This is a genomic window from Lysobacter tyrosinilyticus (assembly GCF_054779815.1).
The window spans coordinates 179,344-197,227 of record NZ_BAAGXN010000006.1 but is presented as its reverse complement, the minus strand read 5'-3'; the positions used below and the strand labels follow the sequence as shown (position 1 = coordinate 197,227).

Genomic DNA, 17,884 nt, shown 5'->3' with positions numbered 1-17,884 from the left:
GTAGCTGCCGGAGACCGACTCGGTGGTGATGCCGACGTCGCCGTAGGAGAGGGTCTTGCCGGTGCCGGAGGCAACCGTGGTTTCGATCGTGTCCCACTTGTCGAGGATCTGGCCGTTCTTGGCATCGACGAAGTAATGCATCGCGGTCGGGGTCTGGTCGGCCTTGCTGCCTTCCATCACGACTTCATACGCCAGCACCGGCTTGTTGCCGCGGGCGTAGACGACCAGGCTGGCAGCCGGGACGCCGTTGAAGCCGGTGCCAAAAGCCGTACCGGCTTCGACGATGGCCTGGTCGGCGCTGAGCTGCGGGGTGACGTCCGGACGGCCGTTGGTCTTCAGGGTCAGGCTGGCCGACTTGAACTGGCCGTTCTTCGAATGCACGACCACGTCGCCGCCGATCACCGGCAGGCCACGGTAGGTGCGGTCGAAGCGGGCGTGCTCGTTGCCGTTGGCGTCCACGATGGTGCGCTTGGCGACGAATGCGTCGGCGTCGGCGCGCTGGAAAGCGGCGCCATGACCATCGATCAGGCCCTGGGCGCGCTGGGCGGCCTGGGAGTTGATGTTGGCGGCGAAGGCGGGAGCCGAGACGGCAAGCGCGGCCAGGACGGCCGTGCTGAGGAGACGTGCTTGCATTGGAAAAACTACCCCTGTGGATTGTTTGGACCGGACGAAACCGGGACTGCGCACATACACTTCCCCGCACCCTGCGCTAGCGGCTGGAGATGTGGTCTTGGTGGCCAGTCCGGCTGCGGCCCATGCAGCACGGAGGCAAGTTGTGGACCATTAGTCTCGAACTTTGCCGATGCTGTCATGTCGCAACGCAGCAATTCGTTGCAAATGTGACCAATTCCGCAGGTAAGCGGGCCTTTCCATACCAATTCATATTGCGATGCACAAAAAAACGGATGTCGTCATCGTCGGCGCGGGGGTCATCGGCCTGGCTTCCGCAGTGGCTCTGCTGGAGGCCGGGCGCGGCGTCCGGGTGATCGATGCCGGTCAAATCGGGGGCGGGGCGTCGCACGGCAATTGCGGCACGATCACGCCCAGCCACGCGCCGCCACTGGCGGCCCCGGGCATGGTCGCGGTGGCGCTGCGCTGGATGCTCACGCCCGATGCACCGCTCTACGTCAAACCGCGCATCGATCCCATGTTGTGGCGCTGGCTGCTCGGTTTCGCCGCGCGCTGCAATCCCCGCGACTGGCAGCGCAGCGCGCTGGCCAAGTCGGCGCTGCTCAACGATTCGCGCGCGCGCTTGGCGGACTGGGTTCGCCACTACGGCATGGAATGCGAATTCGCAGAGGCCGGCGTCGACTACATCTTCCGCGATCGCCGCGCTTTCGCCGAGGAACAGAAGGAGATGGAAGCGCTACGCGCCTTCGGTGTCACCGTCGAAGCCATCGACGGCGTGCGGTACGAAGCGATGGAACCCGCGCTCAAGGCTGGCGTCGCAGGAGCGATGCGTTTCGACGGCGACGCGGTGCTGCGTCCGGATCGTTACGTGGACGAACTCGCGCGTCTGGTCCGTGCGCGCGGCGGCGAGATCCTCGAGCAGTGCGCATTCGAATCCGTGGACGTCGCGCGCGACGAGGTGACGTTGCACACCACGCGGGGCCCGATGCAGGCGCACGATGTCGTGTTCGCCCTCGGCGCCTGGTCGCCGCGGCTCGCCGACGCGATCGGCTTCAGCGGATTGCGACGCGCCATGCAGCCGGGCAAGGGTTACTCGATCACCTACTCGGCACCGTCGCTGGTGCCGCGCCGGCCGATCGTGCTGCGTGAGCGCTCGGTCTGCGTCACCGCATGGGGCAGCGGCTTCCGTCTGGGCAGCACGATGGAGTTTTCCGGTTACGACGACACGCTCAACGCGCGCCGTCTCGCGGCGCTGGAGCGCGGTGCAGCCGAATACCTGCGTCGCCCGGTGGGTCCGGAAGTGCGCGAGAAGTGGTACGGCTGGCGGCCGATGTGTATCGACGATGTGCCGTTGATCGGCCGCGTGCCGCAGCGCGACGGCCTGTGGCTCGCAACCGGGCACGGCATGATGGGTGTGAGCATGAGCGCGGCGACCGGCCAGCTCGTCGCAGACCAGATGACCGATACAGCGCCTGCCCTCGATCCGATGCCGTATTCGCCGGCACGTTTTGCCTGATAGTGACGATGGAATGAACGACATCTTCGAACTCCACCGCGGTACCGCCCCGATCCTGATCAGCCTGCCGCACAACGGCAGCGTCATTCCCGCCGATCTCGCCGAACGCATGGTCGAGCGCGCGAGACTGGCGCCCGATACGGACTGGCATGTGTCGCGGCTGTACGCGTTCGCGCGTGAGCTGGGCGCTTCGATCCTCGTGCCGCGCCATTCGCGCTACGTCATCGACCTCAACCGTCCTCCGGACGACACGTCGCTGTATCCCGGCCAGAACACGACCGGCCTGTGTCCCGCCGTGCAGTTCACCGGTGCGCCGGTCTATCGGGAAGGGCAGGCGCCGTCGGCGGACGAGATCGCGGCGCGCACCGAGACCTACTGGCGTCCTTATCACGAGGCACTGCAGTCGGAATTGGAACGCCTCCATGTGGCACACGGGCAGGCGCTGCTATGGGAAGGGCATTCGATCCGCGGCAGCGAACTCGAATTCCTGTTCCCGGGCCGGTTGCCCGATTTCAATCTGGGCACGTCCAGCGGCGCGAGTTGCTCGCCGCAGCGCCAGGCGCGCGTGGAAGCCGCATTGGCAGCGCAATCGCGTTACGACTACGTGGTCAACGGCCGCTTCAAGGGCGGTTACATCACCCGTCACTACGCCGATCCGGCGCGCGGCATTGATGCGATCCAACTCGAAATCAGCCAACGTATCTACATGGACGAGGATACGTTCGCGTATGACGAAGCCAAGGCTGCGGGAGCGCAGACGGTGATCCGCTCCCTGCTGGAGGCCGCGGCATGACCTACATCGGAACCAAGGGGCAGAAAAAGCAGGGGCGGCCTTGGTTGGCGCTGTCCGTATTCGCAATTTGGGCGGTGGCCGTCTATCTGGCGTTGACGATGCTGTTCCCGGTTGAATTGCATCAGGTAGTGCAATGGCTTCAGGCGAAGTTCGCCGCGTTGCGGAGATAGCGCCTTGTAGAGCGGAGCTTGCTCCGCTGCATTGCCTTCGTAGATCCGGGTCTGCCCGGATCGCTGTTGCCCCTGCGAACTGCGCCGAGCAGGCTCAGCGCTACACAAAGGCAGCGGAGCAAGCTCCGCTCTACAAAGAGGCCTGTCGTGGCGAGTGCCGCCGATCAGACTTCCAGGGTCGCCAAGTCGCCCTTGTTCTCAAGCCACGCCTTGCGATCGCCCGAACGCTTCTTCGCTAGCAGCATGTCCATCAGCGCGTGCGTCTCGACGTTGTCGTCGACGGTGAGCTGGACCAGGCGGCGCGTGTCCGGGTGAACCGTCGACTCGCGCAGCTGTGACGGATTCATCTCGCCCAGGCCCTTGAAGCGGGTGACGTTGACCTGGCCACGGATCTTTTCGCGCTCGATCTTGTCGAGCAGCAGGCGCTTTTCTTCCTCATCCAGCGCGTAGAACACCTGCTTGCCCACGTCGACGCGGAACAGCGGCGGCATCGCGACGAAGATATTGCCGGCGCTTACCAGCGCCGGGAAGTGCTTCACGAACAACGCGGTGAGCAACGTCGCGATATGCAGGCCGTCGGAGTCCGCATCCGCGAGGATGATGACCTTGCCGTAGCGTAGGCCGGAGATATCGTCCTTGCCCGGATCGCAGCCGATCGCGACGGCGAGGTCGTGCACTTCCTGCGAAGCGAGCACGCTGCCGGAAGCGACTTCCCAGGTGTTCAGGATCTTGCCGCGCAGCGGCAGGATTGCCTGGAAGTCCTTGTCGCGTGCCTGCTTGGCGCTGCCGCCGGCCGAATCGCCTTCGACCAGGAATAGTTCGGTGCGCGACAGGTCCTGCGAGGTGCAATCGGCGAGCTTGCCTGGCAGGGCGGGGCCCTGCGTGATTTTCTTGCGGACGATCTGCTTCTCGGTCTTCAGGCGCGCGGCGGCGCGCTCAATCGCGAGCTGCGCGATCTTCTCGCCCAGGTCGGTGTGCTGGTTGAGCCACAACGAGAATGCATCGTGCGCAGCGCTTTCGACGAAGCCCGCGGCTTGACGCGAACTCAAACGTTCTTTGGTCTGACCGCTGAACTGCGGGTCGGTCATCTTCACCGACAGCACGAACGACACGCGGTCCCACACGTCTTCCGGCGCCAGCTTCACGCCGCGCGGCAGCAGGTTGCGGAAGTCGCAGAACTCGCGCAGCGCATCGGTGAAACCGGTGCGCAGGCCGTTCACGTGCGTGCCGTGCTGCGCTGTGGGAATCAGGTTGACGTAGCTTTCCTGCACCAGCTCGCCTTCGGGCAGCCAGGCGACGGCCCAGTCGACGACTTCGGTGTCCTTCTTCAGCGAACCGACGAACAGGTCCGGCGGCAGCGCTTCCAGGCCCGACAATTCGCCCCTGAGGTAGTCGCGCAGGCCGTCCTCGTACATCCACTCGTGCTTCTCGCCGGTGGCTTCGTCGAACAGCTTTACCGTCAGGCCCGGGCACAGCACGGCCTTCGCGCGCAGCAGGTGCTTGAGCGAACGCAGGTTGAACTTGGGCGTGTCGAAATACTTCGGGTCCGGCCAGAAGCGCAGGCGCGTGCCGGTGTTCTTCTTGCCGACAGTGCCGATGATCTCGAGCTTGGAGGCGCGATCGCCGTCCTTGAAGCTCATCTTGTACTCGTTGCCTTCGCGCTTGATGAAGACATCGACATACTTCGACAGCGCGTTGACCACGCTCACGCCGACGCCGTGCAGGCCGCCGGAGAAGGTGTAGTTCTTGTTGCTGAACTTGCCGCCCGCGTGCAGGCGCGTGAGGATCAGCTCGATGCCTGGGATCTTCTCTTCCGGATGGATGTCCACCGGCATGCCACGGCCATCGTCGGAGACTTCGCAGCTGCCGTCGTTGTGCAACGTGACTTCGATGCTGCGGGCATGGCCGGCGAGGGCTTCGTCGACCGAGTTGTCGATGACTTCCTGGGCGAGATGATTCGGCCGCGCGGTATCGGTGTACATGCCCGGGCGGCGTTTGACAGGATCGAGGCCCGAGAGAACTTCGATATCGGCGGCGTTATAGCGTGAGCTCATGAATGCTTGAGGTATTGCGTGACGTAGAAGCAGCGAATCAGGGCGATTCGGCTTTCAGTTCGGTGCCGGTGTAGGGATTGAAACGGTAACTGCCCGGAAAGACTTCGCCGGTGGACGGATCACGGCGCGGCACCAGCAGGCTGCCCAGGGGCAGGCGGTACGAATACGACTCGTCGCCCAAGTTGACCCTGAACGTGCCGTTGCTGAGCGGATCGGCCAGTCGCTTGCCGTCGGAGCCCTTGCCGGGGAAAACATAGAACTGCATGTTGTCGCCCATTTCGCCGAGCAGATTCTTGAACATCGGTCGCATGACCTGGATCAGCATGGTCAGGCGGCGATCGACCTTGGCGGCGGCGATCGGCTCATGCGACTTGCCGCTCGCATCGAGGATGCGCAATTTGGCGCGCAGATCGGACTCCGATTCGAAATCGCTGACACCGAACGAGCCGATCTTGCCCTTCACCGCAGCGACGATGGTGTAACTGCGAAACAGGTCGCCAAATTCGCGTCGCGTCTTCTCGCCCGTTTCCTTTTCGTCCGCCATCACCACGTCCCAGAACTCGGCGGGAATCCACCACACCAGGTCCAGGCTCTCCGAGTTCTGGCTCGAACGCTGCAGGTCCTGGGTCAGCTCGTTCACCTTGACGCTTTCCGGCGGAAGCGCCGTGGCGTTGTCGGCCGCCAGGGCGGCATGCTGGAAAGTCAATAGCAGGAGCAAAGCCAGGCAAATGCGGCGCATGCGACGAGGACCCCCTTCAAGGAGTCGCGAGCATGGCGACCCGGTCCGGAACGGTCAAGCATGAACGGATGCCATTCCCTGAGTGATTTTCCCTGGGTGCAAATTCAGGGGCGAGTCGGCGGCGCCTGCCTACGGTCGCCACGTCGCCAATGCAGCGACGTCCGCGCCGATGGCGCGGCATTCCCCAAGACTGCAGGAGAAGGAAATGCGCAAGATTCTTTTGATGGCGATGATCAGCGGCGCGCTGGTAGCGCCGATCGCGAATGCCCAGGTGAGCGTGGGTTTGGGTGGCGGCGGTGGCATCAATGTAGGTGGCGGTCCCGTCAACGTCGGTGCCATGGGTCGCGGTGACATCGGCGCGACTGCCCGTGATTCGCGTATCGAAAAGCGTGCGAACGCGGATGCACAGGTTCAGGGAACCGCGGTCAGCGATACCGCGCGGACAGTGAACGGTGCAGCGGTCGCGGGTGCAGGAATGGCGGCCGACACGGCTACCCGCGCACGCGATACCGCACGTGCCGGCGCGCAGGCCGCGACTAATGCGAGCGCTCAGGCGGTCGGCGCCGTGAACAGCAACGCCACGGCGGCCGCCAATTCCGCCCTGGGTGCGGCGGGCGGCGCGTCCGGTGCGGCCTCGGCCGATCTGGGTGCGCAGGGCCAGGTCACCGGCGGACTGGAAGGTAATGCGCAGGCCGCTGCGAGTGCGGCGGGACAGACTGGCGCGAATGCGGGCAGCAAGCCGGACGAGGCGGCCGGCCAGGGCGACGCGCAGCCTGCGAAGGCGAAGCCGGCCAAGGAGCCCAAGGAAAAGGGACGGCGCGGCGATCAGCGTCGCTGAGGCACATTGAAGTGCACGCAGCGCCCGGGAAACCGGGCGTTTGCGTTACCGGGCCTGTTCAGTTCCGGGCATGGGCGGTTGTCGTAACGTGACGCCCGCTGCTGAGCTCCTGGCAGCGCATTAGGAGATGCAAATGACGATCCGCAAGCTGCTGCTTCCGACTCTGATTGCCGCTGTTCTGGCCGCGCCGACGGCGTTCGCGCAGAGCGCTGATGCGCAGGACAAGAACGCGCAGGACAAGAGCGCCCAGGCCCAGCAGGGCAAGGCTGCCAAGGCTGATGCCGCCAAGGCCGACGCGCAGAAGGACCGCAAGCAGGACACCAAGGGCAAGGCCAAGAAGGACGTCAAGTCGTCCGGCGCCGACGAGGAACAGCCAGACGAACCCGAGGAAGACGGTCACTGATTTCGCCCCGCTTCCATCGAACGCCCCGCTTCGCCGGGGCGTTCTGCTTTCTGGGCGCCAGAGATGGAGGCACTCGCGCCTGGAACCGGTCTTGCCGCCCCCGTCAAGCTCGCCCGGCCGGCAACCAATCTGTAAACTATCGCTTTCCGGGAGCCCGCTTCCCCCATGACCCCCCAAAATTCCATAACGCCGCTCGTCTTTGTCACTGGCGGCGTGGTGTCTTCGCTTGGCAAGGGCATCGCGGCCGCCTCTTTGGCCGCCATCCTCGAAGCACGCGGTTTGCGCGTGACGATGATGAAGCTCGACCCCTACATCAACGTCGATCCGGGCACGATGAGCCCGTTCCAGCACGGCGAGGTCTACGTCACCGATGACGGGGCCGAGACCGACCTGGACCTCGGGCACTACGAGCGCTACCTGCGCGTGCGCCTGTCCGGCAAGAACTCGATCACTACCGGCAAGATCTACGAGTCCGTGATCCGCAAGGAGCGCCGCGGCGACTACCTCGGCGGCACCGTGCAGGTCATTCCGCACATCACCGACGAGATCAAGCGCCGCATCGACGAAGCCACGGCCGGTTTCGACGTCGCCCTGGTCGAGATCGGCGGCACCGTCGGCGACATCGAATCGCTGCCGTTCCTCGAGGCGATCCGCCAGATCCGCACCGAACGCGGTCCGGACAAGGCCTTGTTCATGCACCTCACCCTGGTGCCGTTCATCGCGGCCGCGGGCGAGCTGAAGACCAAGCCGACCCAGCACTCGGTCAAGGAACTGCGCTCGATCGGTATCCAGCCCGACGTGCTGCTATGCCGCTCCGAGCAGCCGCTGCCGGACGGCGAGCGCCGCAAGATCGCGCTGTTCACCAACGTGTCCGAAAAGGCCGTCATCTCCGCGGTCGACCTGGACAACATCTACAAGATTCCGGAATGGCTGCACCAGCAGCAGCTGGACCAGATCGTGGTCGAACGCCTGCGCCTGGAAAACAAGGTCAAGCCCGAAGCCGACCTGTCCGAGTGGAACGCGGTGGTGGACGCCACCGATCACCCGGTCGACGAAGTCACGATCGCCGTGGTCGGCAAGTACATCGACCACCAGGACGCCTACAAGTCGCTGGCCGAAGCGCTCAAGCACGGCGGCCTGCGTCAGCGCACCAAGGTGCGCCTGAAGTGGCTGGAATCCACCGAAGTCGAACAGGACGGCGGCAAGGTGCTCGAAGGCGTCGACGGCATCCTTGTGCCGGGCGGCTTCGGCGACCGCGGCTTCGAAGGCAAGGTGCTCACCGCCCAGTACGCGCGTGAGCAGGCCATCCCGTACTTCGGCATCTGCTACGGCATGCAGGCGGCGGTGGTCGATTACGCCCGCCACGTGCTCGGTTACGCCGATGCCAACAGCACCGAGAACAACAAGCAGTCCCAGCATCCGGTCATTGGCCTGATCACCGAATGGCGCACCGCCAGCGGTGAGGTCGAGCGTCGTAGCGAGGAATCCGACCTCGGCGGCACCATGCGCCTGGGCCTGCAGGATCAGCGCCTCAAGCCCGGCACGCTCGCCCGCGAGCTGTACGGCAAGGACGTGATCGGCGAGCGCCACCGTCACCGCTACGAATTCAACAACCGCTACCTCAACGAACTCGAGAACGCCGGCCTGGTGATCAGCGCCAAGTCGATGGACGAGACGCTGGTGGAAATGGTCGAGCTGCCGCGCGCCAAGCACCCATGGTTCCTGGCCTGCCAGGCGCATCCGGAATTCCTGTCCACGCCGCGCGATGGCCATCCGCTGTTCATCGGTTTCATCCGCGCCGCGCGTGAACACAAGGCCGGCGGCCGTCTGCTGAAGGAAGTGACTGCATGAAGCTTTGCGGATTCGAGATCGGCCTCGACAAGCCGTTCTTCCTGATTGCCGGTCCCTGCGTCATCGAGTCGATGCAGCTGCAGCTCGACACCGCCGGCACGCTCAAGGAAATCACGTCCGAACTCGGCATTCCCTTCATCTTCAAGTCCAGCTTCGACAAGGCCAACCGCACTTCGGTGTCGGGCTTCCGCGGCCCGGGCATGGAAGAAGGCCTGAAAGTGCTGTCCGAGGTGAAGCGCCAGCTCGACCTGCCGGTGCTCACCGACGTGCACGAATACACGCCGATGAACGAAGTCGCGAGCGTGGTCGACGTGCTGCAGACGCCGGCGTTCCTGTGCCGCCAGACCGACTTCATCCAGAACGTGGCCCGCGCCGGCAAGCCGGTGAACATCAAGAAGGGCCAGTTCCTGTCGCCGTGGGAAATGAAACACGTCGCCGAGAAGGCGCTAGCGACCGGCAACAAGGACATCATGGTCTGCGAACGCGGCGCGAGCTTCGGTTACAACAACCTGGTGAGCGACATGCGCTCGCTCAGCGTGATGCGCGACACCGGTTGCCCGGTCGTGTTCGACGCCACGCATTCGGTGCAGTTGCCCGGCGGCGCCGGCGGCAAGAGCGGCGGCCAGCGCGAATTCGTGCCGGTGCTGTCGCGCGCCGCGATGGCGGTCGGCATCAGCGGCATCTTCATGGAGACGCATCCCAAGCCGGAAGAAGCGCTCAGCGACGGCCCCAATGCCTGGCCGCTGCCGAAGATGCGCGCCCTGCTGGAGACGCTGCTCGAGATCGACCGCATCACGAAGAAGAACGGCTTCCTCGAAGCCGGCGTCTGACTTCGTCCAAGAATTTTCCTTTCAATCAAAAGCCCCTGACGATGACCACGATCGCCAAAGTCCACGCCCGCGAAATTCTCGACAGTCGCGGCAATCCCACCCTGGAAGCCGAAGTCACCCTGGCCGACGGCAGCTTCGGCCGCGCCGCGGTGCCCTCGGGCGCTTCGACCGGCACCAAGGAAGCCGTCGAACTGCGTGACGGTGACAAGACCCGTTACCTGGGCAAGGGCGTGCGCAAGGCGGTCGAGAACGTCAACACCACGATCGCCTCCGCGATCACGGGCCTCGACGCCGCCGACCAGACTGCAATCGACCGTCGCCTGATCGACCTCGACGGCACCGAGAACAAGGGCCGCCTGGGCGCGAACGCGCTGCTCGGCGTTTCGATGGCGAATGCGCATGCCGTCGCCGCGTCGAAGAAGATGCCGCTGTGGCAGTACCTCGCCAACGGTCGCCAGGCCGTGCTGCCGGTGCCGATGATGAACATCATCAACGGCGGCGCGCACGCCGATAACAACGTCGACATGCAGGAATTCATGATCCTGCCGGTGGGCGTGGGCAGCTTCAGTGAAGCGCTGCGCGCCGGCACCGAGGTGTTCCACGCACTGAAGTCGGTGCTCAAGGGTCGCGGCCTGAGCACGTCGGTGGGCGATGAAGGTGGCTTCGCGCCCGACCTGCGTTCGAACGAGGAAGCGCTGGAAACCATCCTCGAGGCGATCGGCAAGGCCGGTTACAAGGCCGGTGAAGACATCCTGCTCGGCCTCGACGTCGCCTCGAGCGAGTTCTTCGAAAACGGCAAGTACAACCTCACTGGCGAAGGCAAGCGCCTGACCAGCGAGCAGTTCGTCGATTTCATGGCCGACTGGTGCACCAAGTACCCGATCATCACGATCGAAGACGGCATGTCCGAGCACGACTGGGCCGGCTGGAAGCTGCTGACCGACCGCATCGGCAACAAGGTGCAGCTGGTCGGCGACGACCTGTTCGTCACCAACCCGAAGATCTTCAAGGAAGGCATCGACCAGGGCGTCGCCAACGCGATCCTGATCAAGGTCAACCAGATCGGCACGCTGACCGAGACGCTGGAAGCCATCGCCATGGCCGATGCGAACCGCTACGCCGCGATCGTCTCGCACCGTTCCGGCGAAACCGAAGACACCACCATCGCCGACATCTCCGTCGCCACCACGGCGACGCAGATCAAGACCGGTTCGCTGTGCCGCAGCGACCGCGTGGCCAAGTACAACCAGCTGCTGCGCATCGAGGAAGCCCTCGGCGCCGCCGCGAAGTACGCCGGCCGCGACGCGTTCGTGTCGCTGAAGCGCTGAGGCAACGCGCTTGGCGATGCGCTGGCTGCGGATCCTCCTGGTAGCGCTGATCGCGCTGCTCGGATTCCTGCAGTACCGCCTCTGGTGGGGTGAGGGTGGCCGCCATTCGGTGGCCATTCTGCAAAACCAGGTCCAGCAGCAGGCGCACGAAAACAATGGTCTCAAGCAGCGCAACGCGGCGCTGGCTGCCGAAGTCGAGGACCTCAAGTCCGGCGAAGCTGCGGTCGAGGAACGCGCGCGCAGCGAACTGGGCATGATCAAGCCTGGCGAGACGTTCTATCGCGTCGTTGAACCGCAGGGTTCGGCGACGCCGACTGATCCGGGCACCGCGCCCGCGGAACCGGCGCAATGAGTCCGCAAGCGCCGGTCTGGGCGGTGATCCCGGCAGCGGGGCGTGGTACGCGCTTCGGTGGCGAGATTCCCAAGCAATACCTCGAAGTGGTGGACAAGCCGCTGATCGCCCATGCGCTCGATGCGCTGTTGAGTCATCCGCGTGTGGCCGGTGCCGTGGTCGCCCTGGCCCCCGACGATGCCCGCTGGCCAGGCTGGGATTGCCTGCACGGTAAGCCGGTGCTGCGTTGCACGGGCGGTGGCGAACGCGCGGATTCGGTGCTCGCGGCACTGCGCGCCCTGCCATCGGAAGTGAGTGGCGATGCGCTGGTGCTGGTGCACGATGCGGCGCGACCCAATCTAAGCAGTGAGGACGTCGGTCGCCTGATTGCCGCCGCCGAGGCGGATGCCGAAGGCGCGATTCTTGCCGCGCCGGTGCGCGACACCCTCAAGCGTTCGGACGAACAGACGCGCATCGCCGGTACCGAGCCGCGCGACGGCCTTTGGCGCGCGTTGACGCCGCAGGCATTTCGGCGCAACGCATTGACCGCGGCCCTGGAAAGCGCGCGCGCGGCAGGCGTCGTCGTGACCGATGAGGCGATGGCGATGGAGCGCATGGGCGCGAAGCCGCGCCTGGTCGAAGGTCGCGAAGACAACATCAAGGTCACCACGCCGTCGGATCTGGCGCTGGCGGCTTATCTTTTGGCGCAGCCGCGCGCGTGACGCGCCGCGCTTCGATTGCCGGCATCCGAGGGTAAGCATGAGCAACATCCGCATCGGCCAGGGTTTCGACGTGCATGCCTTCGGTGAAGGCGACCACGTAGTGCTCGGTGGCGTGCGCATCCCGCACGAGCGCGGCGTTGTCGCGCACTCGGATGGCGATGTGGTGATCCACGCGCTCTGCGACGCAATGCTCGGCGCGCTCGCATTGGGCGATATCGGCCAGCATTTCCCGCCCAGCGATCCGCAATGGAAAGGTGCGGACAGCCGCGCCTTTCTACGTCATTGCAACCGCCTGATCGGCGAGCGCGGTTGGCAGGTCGGCAACGTCGATGCCACCGTGGTCTGCGAGCGGCCCAAGGTCGGACCGCATGCGGCCGCGATGCGCGAGCTGCTAGCGGCGGATCTGGGCATCGCCGTGGATGCGGTGAGCATCAAGGCCACTACCAGCGAGAAGCTCGGCTTCACCGGCCGCGGCGAAGGTATTGCCGCACAGGCGGTAGTGCTGCTTGTGCGGTGATTTGTAGAGCGGAGCTTGCTCCGCTGCGTTTGAACCCGAATACAAGAAGAGAGCAGCGGAGCAAGCTCCGCTCTACAAAGCACGATGACGAGCGTTGATCCAATCCTTCCTCGCGCACACGGCCCCGCCGTGCTGTCCGCGCACTTCCGCTCGCGGCCTGAGGACTTCTTCGTCGAGGAGCTGCCCGGCTTCGCGCCCAGCGGCAGCGGCGAACACCTGCTGCTCACGGTCGAGAAGCGCGGCATGAATACTGCCTTCGCCGCCAAGCGCATCGCGCAGTGGGCGAAGGTGCCGGAAATGGGCGTCAGCTACGCCGGCCTGAAGGATCGTCATGCCGTGACCCGGCAGCGCTTCAGCGTGCATCTGCCGAAGAAAGTCGCTCCCGACATCGCCGCGCTCGAATCCGACGAGCTGCGTGTCATCGAGCATGCCTGGCATTCGCGCAAGCTCCCACGTGGGGCACTCGCCGGAAATCGCTTCGTCCTGACGCTGCGCAACGTGCAGGGTGACCACGACGCGATCGAGCAGCGACTGCGCCTGATTTCGGAGCACGGCGTTCCCAACTACTTCGGCGAACAGCGCTTCGGACGCGAAGGCGACAACGTCGCGCAGGCGCTGGCGATGTTCGGCGGTCGCCGTGTTCGTCGCGAACAGCGCACGATGCTGCTGTCGGCCGCGCGTTCGGAATTGTTCAATCGGGTGCTGGCCGCGCGCGTCGAGGCAGGCAATTGGAATACGGCGCTGGAAGGCGAGGTATGGGCGCTGGACGGCAACCGTAGCGTCTTCGGCCCCGAGCCGTTTACCGACGACCTGGCCGCGCGCCTGGCCGCTTTCGATATCCATCCGAGCGGGCCCTTGTGGGGCCGCGGTGAGTTGCGCACGCAGGCGGAAGCCGCGGATCTGGAGCGCCAGATCCTGGCCGACGACGAGGCGCTGGCCCTGCGTAGTGGACTGGAGATGACAGGGCTGTCGCAGGAGCGTCGCGGCCTCCGGTTACGTCCGGCCGACCTGCAGTGGCGCTGGTCGGAATCCGATGTCCTGGAGCTAACGTTCGCCCTGCCGCCGGGCGCCTACGCCACGGTTGTATTGGCAGAACTTGGCGACGTGGGCTCGGCAAATCCGGCCTGACGACCGCCTGTCGGAAAGACATCGACAACGCTGGTTGCAGCAGACGCCCGGCGTATAAGCGGAATTGCAACCGGCCGAGGGACCGGGGCCGCTCTTGCGGTAGGCGTAGGGGCGCATCGTCTGGAGATGCTGTCATGAAAGTACGCATGGCTGTGTTGTCCGCTTCGGTACTCATGCTCGTGGCTTGCGCCACTACGGGAGAGCAGGGCAGTTACTCGGGCGAACCGAAGAAGGCCTACGTGCAAACCAAGATCGATACCGACGACGCCTACGTCTCGCGTGTCGAACAGATTGCGCGCAATCGCGGCATACAGGTCACCTGGGTGCACCCGCCGAGGACGACGACTGTCGTCAAGGGCAAAGACGATTGAGGTTCCGCCGCTCTGCCCACGTGCCCTGATCTAGGGGCGCAGTCGGCGTGGAGCGAGCAATACCAGGACCGCTCCCGTGCCGCCTTGGGCCGGCGGCGCGGAGTGGAACCCGAGGACGTCTGCGCGTTGTCGCAGCATGCGGTCCACCAGGTTTTTCAGCACCGGCGCATCGCGACCGGTGAACGGCACGGAGCTCCCGTGCAATCCCTTTCCATGAATGATGCGGACGCAGGCTGCGTCGTGCTCGCGTGCATGACCGAGAAACGCACGCAGCAAAGCCTCGGCTTCACGCGCATCGGCACCATGCAGGTCCAGTTCGTCCTGCACGGCAATCTCGCCACGGCGGAGCTTTTGCAATGCGCGTGGCGGCAGCGAATCGTGCCGATAGGACAGTACGTCGCCGGCTTCGGCGAGCGAGGCATCGAGGGCGTGGCGGAATTCTTCGCGCGCGGCGGCTTCGTCGCGCTCGGCCATGCGCGCACGTGGCTTGGGCTTGGGCGCCGTGGGCGGTGGGGCCGCATCGCGTATGCGTCGCACCGGCCCAACGGCGGAGCGGAACAGGTCGGCGTCGTCGTCTTGATCTGACGTCATCCGGGCAGCGTAACGCGATCGGCGTTTCTGCGTGAGTAGGGCGCCATGCCTGATCGGTCCCGTATCGACGGATCCATGGGCCGGGCCGGTTCGTCGCCGGGCATCGGCTATCATGGCGGCTCCGCACCAATCCCCCGATCCGCCGATTCAATGCGTGTCCTGGTCAGCAACGATGACGGCGTAGACGCGCCTGGTATCCAGATTCTCGCCGCGGGTTTGCGAGCCGCCGGGCATGACGTATTGATCGTCGCCCCGGACCGCGATCGTTCCGGAGCGAGCAATTCGCTGACCCTCGACATGCCGGTCCGCGTCGTCCAGCACGACGCCTCGACCTGGCGCGTCTTCGGCACGCCTACCGACTGCGTGCATGTCGCCATCACCGGCATGCTCGAGGTCGAACCGGACATCGTGGTCTCCGGCATCAACAACACCGCTAACCTCGGCGACGACGTGATCTATTCCGGCACCGTCGCCGCGGCGATGGAGGGCCGTTTCCTCGGCCTGCCCGCCGTGGCCGTGTCGCTGGTCACCGCTGACCACAAGGGCGAGCACTACGAGACCGCCGCGCGTGCCGCGGTCGAGATCATCGCGCGCCTGGTCGCCGAGCCGCTGCCGGCCGATACCATTCTCAACGTCAATGTTCCCGACATGCCGTGGGAACAGCTGGCCGGTTTCGAAGCCACGCGCCTGGGCAATCGTCATCGTGCCGCACCCTGCATCCCGCAGCGCGATCCACGCGGACGGCAATGGTGGTGGATCGGTCCGGCCGGTCCAGAAGCCGATTCCGGTCCCGGCACCGACTTCAACGCCGTACGCAGCGGGCACATTTCGGTCACCCCGATCCAGGTCGACCTGACCCGCTACACCGCGCTGGAGCAAGTCGCCAGCTGGGTCGGCGGTCTCGCCGCATCGACGGGGAAGGCCGCAGAATGATGCGCATGCGACTGCAACCGGAAGCCATCGGTACGGGCATGACTTCGCAGCGGGTGCGCGACCGCCTGGTCGAGCGCCTGCGCGACAACGGCATTCGCGATGAGCGCGTGCTCAATGCCATTCGCACAGTGCCCCGTCATCTCTTCGTCGATGAGGCCTTGGCCACGCGTGCCTACGAAGACACTGCATTGCCGATCGGACAGGGCCAGACCATCTCGCAACCGTGGGTGGTTGCGCGGATGACCGAGGCGGTGCTCGAAGCCGCGCCGGCCAAGGTGCTGGAGATCGGCACGGGCTCCGGCTACCAGGCGGCCGTACTCGCCGCGCTGGGGCTGGAAGTGCATACCGTCGAGCGCATCGGCGAACTGCTGCGCACCGCGCGCAAGCGATTCCGCGCGCTGGGCATGAATATCCGCAGCAAGCACGATGACGGTCGTATCGGCTGGCCGGAAAACGGTCCCTTCGACGCGATCATCGTCACCGCTGCCGCACCGGCGCTGGTCGATGCATTGACCGCACAGCTGGCACCCGGCGGCAATCTCATCGCGCCCGTGGGCGGCGCGACTTCGCAATCGCTGATGAAACTGCACAAAGACGCCGACGGCCAGATCACCCAGGAGGTGCTGGCGCCCGTGGTGTTCGTGCCTCTGCTATCCGGGATGGTCGATTGAAGCTCTTTGGTCCGCTCTACGAACGCACCCTGGGTTGGGCGCGGCATCCTCGCGCACCCCTGTTTCTGACGGCGCTCAGCTTTGCCGAGGCGGTGTTCTTTCCGATCGTGCCGGAAGTGATGCTGGCGCCGATGTGCCTGTCGCAGCCGCGGCGTGGGTTCTGGTTCGCCACGCTGAGCCTGGTCGGATCCCTGGTCGGTGCGGTGCTCGGCTACATGCTCGGCCACTATGCGTATGAACTGATCAAGCCGGTATTCGAAGCGCTGGGTTGGATCGGCAAGATCGAAGCGCAGGTGTCGCACCTGCGCGAGATCGCCGCGCAATCGCCGTGGAAGGTGTTCTGGCTGCTGGTGATCGCCGGCTTCACGCCGATCCCGTTGAAGTTCTTCACCTGGGCTTCCGGCATCGTCGGCGTGCCATTGCTTCCGTTCCTGGCCAGCATGTTCATCGGCCGGGGCAAGCGCGTGTATCTGGTCGCACTGGCGATCCGCCTCGGCGGCGCACGCGCGGAAGCGGCGCTGCGACGCTACATCGAACCGATCGGCTGGACAGCGATGGTGTTGCTGGCAGCGGTGTTCGGCTGGCTGATCTGGCACGCACAACAGGGCGCATGACGAACACGATGCGGATTGCCATTCTCGCCATTGCCACTGTCGCAGTGGCGGCCTGCACGACGACCACGGTAGTGCGCACCACCGGTGGCTCTTCTGCCGCCGCGCCGCGCGTATCGACACCCAAGTACGGCGCCACCGCGCCGGTGCAGCGTGGCGACACGCTCTACGGCATCGCGTTCCGCAACGGCATCGACGTGCGCGACTTGGCGGCCTGGAACGACATCAGCGCGCCATACACGATCTATCCGGGGCAGAAACTGCGCCTGTATCCGCGTTCCGCGGGCACGGTGAAGGCAACGCCGCGACCGGCTCCCGTGATCGCGTCGCCGAAGCCGGCTTCGGGCACGTCACCTCCGGCTACAGCAACAGCCACCACGACCGCTACTCCGCGTCCGACTACCAAACCGGGTACGGCTTCGTCCACGCCGCCTGCACCCGTAACCACCCCGCCGCCGGCACCGGTCAGCGACATCCGCTGGAAGTGGCCGGCCGACGGCGAGCTGCTGAACCGTTTCATTGCCGGAGAGCCGACCAAGCAGGGCATCGACATCACTGGCGATGGCGGTACGCCGGTCAACGCCGCCGCAGACGGTGTCGTCGTGTATTCGGGCTCCGGCCTGGTCGGCTATGGCGAACTGGTCATCATCAAGCACAACGACGCCTGGCTCTCGGCCTATGGCCACAACCGCGCGCGCATGGTCAACGAAGGCGCCATCGTGAAGGCCGGCCAGCAGATCGCGGTAATGGGCCGCACCGGCGCACCGCGCGACATGCTGCACTTCGAGATCCGCTACAACGGTAAGCCGGTGGATCCGCTGGTTTACCTGCCCAAGCGCTGATCGATCCGTTTCGAC

21 protein-coding genes are annotated in these 17,884 nt (G+C 65.3%); 17 read left to right on the top strand and 4 right to left on the bottom strand.

All coding sequences use genetic code 11. From position 1 onward, the window contains the following. Window positions 1–633, bottom strand: a 633-nt coding sequence (locus tag ACYVGK_RS14540; protein WP_460734947.1) for a PepSY domain-containing protein, incomplete at its 3' end; no start/stop codon positions are given. Between the two features lie 256 nt (window positions 634–889). On the opposite strand from ACYVGK_RS14540, the gene ACYVGK_RS14535 reads away from it, so the two are divergent. The 3 genes from ACYVGK_RS14535 to ACYVGK_RS14525 are packed head-to-tail and all read left to right on the top strand — an operon-like array spanning window position 890 to window position 3,109. After that, complete coding sequence (locus ACYVGK_RS14535; protein WP_460734945.1) at window positions 890–2,146, top strand: NAD(P)/FAD-dependent oxidoreductase; 1,257 nt, start codon at window positions 890–892, stop codon at window positions 2,144–2,146. A 13-nt stretch (window positions 2,147–2,159) separates the two neighbouring features. Next, window positions 2,160–2,939 (top strand): N-formylglutamate deformylase, encoded by a 780-nt coding sequence (hutG, locus tag ACYVGK_RS14530; protein WP_460734943.1) that lies wholly within the window; start codon window positions 2,160–2,162, stop codon window positions 2,937–2,939. Beyond that, window positions 2,936–3,109 carry a hypothetical protein gene (locus ACYVGK_RS14525; RefSeq protein WP_460734941.1) on the top strand — a complete coding sequence of 58 codons (174 nt, stop codon included), beginning with the start codon at window positions 2,936–2,938 and terminating at the stop codon, window positions 3,107–3,109. Before hutG ends, ACYVGK_RS14525 begins: the two co-directional genes overlap by 4 nt. A 164-nt stretch (window positions 3,110–3,273) precedes the next feature. Here the strand turns inward: ACYVGK_RS14525 and parE are convergent, their stop codons facing one another. After that, on the bottom strand, window positions 3,274–5,163 hold the full coding sequence (gene parE, locus ACYVGK_RS14520; protein ID WP_460734939.1) for a DNA topoisomerase IV subunit B: 1,890 nt from the start codon (window positions 5,161–5,163) through the stop codon (window positions 3,274–3,276). A 37-nt stretch (window positions 5,164–5,200) separates the two neighbouring features. Next, complete coding sequence (locus ACYVGK_RS14515; protein WP_460734937.1) at window positions 5,201–5,902, bottom strand: hypothetical protein; 702 nt, start codon at window positions 5,900–5,902, stop codon at window positions 5,201–5,203. Window positions 5,903–6,107: 205 nt separating this feature from the next. Between ACYVGK_RS14515 and ACYVGK_RS14510 the strand changes: the two genes are divergently transcribed. From ACYVGK_RS14510 to ACYVGK_RS14465, 10 genes are all read left to right on the top strand, one after another. Further along, window positions 6,108–6,740, top strand: a complete 633-nt coding sequence (locus tag ACYVGK_RS14510) for a hypothetical protein (RefSeq protein ID WP_460734935.1) — start codon at window positions 6,108–6,110, stop codon at window positions 6,738–6,740. A 133-nt stretch (window positions 6,741–6,873) separates the two neighbouring features. Then, window positions 6,874–7,143: a hypothetical protein gene (locus tag ACYVGK_RS14505; RefSeq protein ID WP_460734933.1), complete on the top strand. Its 270-nt coding sequence runs from the start codon at window positions 6,874–6,876 to the stop codon at window positions 7,141–7,143. Window positions 7,144–7,326: 183 nt separating this feature from the next. Then, window positions 7,327–8,994 carry a CTP synthase gene (locus tag ACYVGK_RS14500; RefSeq protein ID WP_460734956.1) on the top strand — a complete coding sequence of 556 codons (1,668 nt, stop codon included), beginning with the start codon at window positions 7,327–7,329 and terminating at the stop codon, window positions 8,992–8,994. Further along, on the top strand, window positions 8,991–9,824 hold the full coding sequence (gene kdsA / locus ACYVGK_RS14495; RefSeq protein ID WP_460734931.1) for a 3-deoxy-8-phosphooctulonate synthase: 834 nt from the start codon (window positions 8,991–8,993) through the stop codon (window positions 9,822–9,824). The genes ACYVGK_RS14500 and kdsA overlap by 4 nt, the downstream gene beginning before the upstream one ends. 41 nt (window positions 9,825–9,865) lie before the next feature. Further along, window positions 9,866–11,152: a phosphopyruvate hydratase gene (eno, locus tag ACYVGK_RS14490; protein ID WP_460734929.1), complete on the top strand. Its 1,287-nt coding sequence runs from the start codon at window positions 9,866–9,868 to the stop codon at window positions 11,150–11,152. A gap of 16 nt (window positions 11,153–11,168) precedes the next feature. Next, window positions 11,169–11,504, top strand: coding sequence for a cell division protein FtsB (gene ftsB / locus ACYVGK_RS14485; RefSeq protein WP_460734927.1), 336 nt, complete (start codon window positions 11,169–11,171; stop codon window positions 11,502–11,504). Further along, the gene (gene ispD, locus ACYVGK_RS14480) at window positions 11,501–12,205 is read left to right on the top strand and encodes a 2-C-methyl-D-erythritol 4-phosphate cytidylyltransferase (RefSeq protein WP_460734925.1); all 705 of its coding nucleotides are present in this window, start codon (window positions 11,501–11,503) and stop codon (window positions 12,203–12,205) included. Before ftsB ends, ispD begins: the two co-directional genes overlap by 4 nt. Before the next feature lie 37 nt (window positions 12,206–12,242). Beyond that, a complete protein-coding gene (gene ispF, locus ACYVGK_RS14475) occupies window positions 12,243–12,722 on the top strand; it encodes a 2-C-methyl-D-erythritol 2,4-cyclodiphosphate synthase (protein WP_460734923.1) in 480 nt (159 codons plus the stop codon). A gap of 84 nt (window positions 12,723–12,806) precedes the next feature. Next, complete coding sequence (truD, locus tag ACYVGK_RS14470) at window positions 12,807–13,850, top strand: tRNA pseudouridine(13) synthase TruD (protein ID WP_460734921.1); 1,044 nt, start codon at window positions 12,807–12,809, stop codon at window positions 13,848–13,850. 134 nt (window positions 13,851–13,984) lie between these two features. After that, window positions 13,985–14,221 (top strand): hypothetical protein, encoded by a 237-nt coding sequence (locus tag ACYVGK_RS14465; RefSeq protein WP_460734920.1) that lies wholly within the window; start codon window positions 13,985–13,987, stop codon window positions 14,219–14,221. A 30-nt stretch (window positions 14,222–14,251) separates the two neighbouring features. On the opposite strand, the gene ACYVGK_RS14460 is transcribed toward ACYVGK_RS14465, so the two are convergent. Continuing rightward, window positions 14,252–14,812, bottom strand: coding sequence for a Smr/MutS family protein (locus ACYVGK_RS14460; protein ID WP_460734918.1), 561 nt, complete (start codon window positions 14,810–14,812; stop codon window positions 14,252–14,254). A gap of 150 nt (window positions 14,813–14,962) precedes the next feature. Here ACYVGK_RS14460 and surE point away from each other — a divergent pair, with 150 nt between their 5' ends. The 4 genes from surE to ACYVGK_RS14440 are packed head-to-tail and all read left to right on the top strand — an operon-like array spanning window position 14,963 to window position 17,869. Beyond that, entirely contained in the window at window positions 14,963–15,745 is a 783-nt protein-coding gene (gene surE, locus ACYVGK_RS14455; RefSeq protein ID WP_460734916.1) for a 5'/3'-nucleotidase SurE, read from the top strand. Further along, window positions 15,742–16,416 carry a protein-L-isoaspartate(D-aspartate) O-methyltransferase gene (locus tag ACYVGK_RS14450; RefSeq protein WP_460734915.1) on the top strand — a complete coding sequence of 225 codons (675 nt, stop codon included), beginning with the start codon at window positions 15,742–15,744 and terminating at the stop codon, window positions 16,414–16,416. Before surE ends, ACYVGK_RS14450 begins: the two co-directional genes overlap by 4 nt. Beyond that, entirely contained in the window at window positions 16,413–17,030 is a 618-nt protein-coding gene (locus ACYVGK_RS14445; RefSeq protein WP_460734912.1) for a YqaA family protein, read from the top strand. The genes ACYVGK_RS14450 and ACYVGK_RS14445 overlap by 4 nt, the downstream gene beginning before the upstream one ends. Then, window positions 17,027–17,869, top strand: a complete 843-nt coding sequence (locus ACYVGK_RS14440; protein ID WP_460734910.1) for a peptidoglycan DD-metalloendopeptidase family protein — start codon at window positions 17,027–17,029, stop codon at window positions 17,867–17,869. The genes ACYVGK_RS14445 and ACYVGK_RS14440 overlap by 4 nt, the downstream gene beginning before the upstream one ends. Window positions 17,870–17,884: the final 15 nt, after the last annotated feature.

Coding starts and splice junctions, on each gene's coding strand:
- ACYVGK_RS14535 (WP_460734945.1), top strand. CDS start 890: ATGCACAAAAAAACGGATGTCGTCATCGTCGGCGCGGGGGTCATCGGC.
- hutG (WP_460734943.1), top strand. CDS start 2,160: ATGAACGACATCTTCGAACTCCACCGCGGTACCGCCCCGATCCTGATC.
- ACYVGK_RS14525 (WP_460734941.1), top strand. CDS start 2,936: ATGACCTACATCGGAACCAAGGGGCAGAAAAAGCAGGGGCGGCCTTGG.
- parE (WP_460734939.1), bottom strand. CDS start 5,163: ATGAGCTCACGCTATAACGCCGCCGATATCGAAGTTCTCTCGGGCCTC.
- ACYVGK_RS14515 (WP_460734937.1), bottom strand. CDS start 5,902: ATGCGCCGCATTTGCCTGGCTTTGCTCCTGCTATTGACTTTCCAGCAT.
- ACYVGK_RS14510 (WP_460734935.1), top strand. CDS start 6,108: ATGCGCAAGATTCTTTTGATGGCGATGATCAGCGGCGCGCTGGTAGCG.
- ACYVGK_RS14505 (WP_460734933.1), top strand. CDS start 6,874: ATGACGATCCGCAAGCTGCTGCTTCCGACTCTGATTGCCGCTGTTCTG.
- kdsA (WP_460734931.1), top strand. CDS start 8,991: ATGAAGCTTTGCGGATTCGAGATCGGCCTCGACAAGCCGTTCTTCCTG.
- eno (WP_460734929.1), top strand. CDS start 9,866: ATGACCACGATCGCCAAAGTCCACGCCCGCGAAATTCTCGACAGTCGC.
- ftsB (WP_460734927.1), top strand. CDS start 11,169: ATGCGCTGGCTGCGGATCCTCCTGGTAGCGCTGATCGCGCTGCTCGGA.
- ispD (WP_460734925.1), top strand. CDS start 11,501: ATGAGTCCGCAAGCGCCGGTCTGGGCGGTGATCCCGGCAGCGGGGCGT.
- ispF (WP_460734923.1), top strand. CDS start 12,243: ATGAGCAACATCCGCATCGGCCAGGGTTTCGACGTGCATGCCTTCGGT.
- truD (WP_460734921.1), top strand. CDS start 12,807: ATGACGAGCGTTGATCCAATCCTTCCTCGCGCACACGGCCCCGCCGTG.
- ACYVGK_RS14465 (WP_460734920.1), top strand. CDS start 13,985: ATGAAAGTACGCATGGCTGTGTTGTCCGCTTCGGTACTCATGCTCGTG.
- ACYVGK_RS14460 (WP_460734918.1), bottom strand. CDS start 14,812: ATGACGTCAGATCAAGACGACGACGCCGACCTGTTCCGCTCCGCCGTT.
- surE (WP_460734916.1), top strand. CDS start 14,963: ATGCGTGTCCTGGTCAGCAACGATGACGGCGTAGACGCGCCTGGTATC.
- ACYVGK_RS14450 (WP_460734915.1), top strand. CDS start 15,742: ATGATGCGCATGCGACTGCAACCGGAAGCCATCGGTACGGGCATGACT.
- ACYVGK_RS14440 (WP_460734910.1), top strand. CDS start 17,027: ATGACGAACACGATGCGGATTGCCATTCTCGCCATTGCCACTGTCGCA.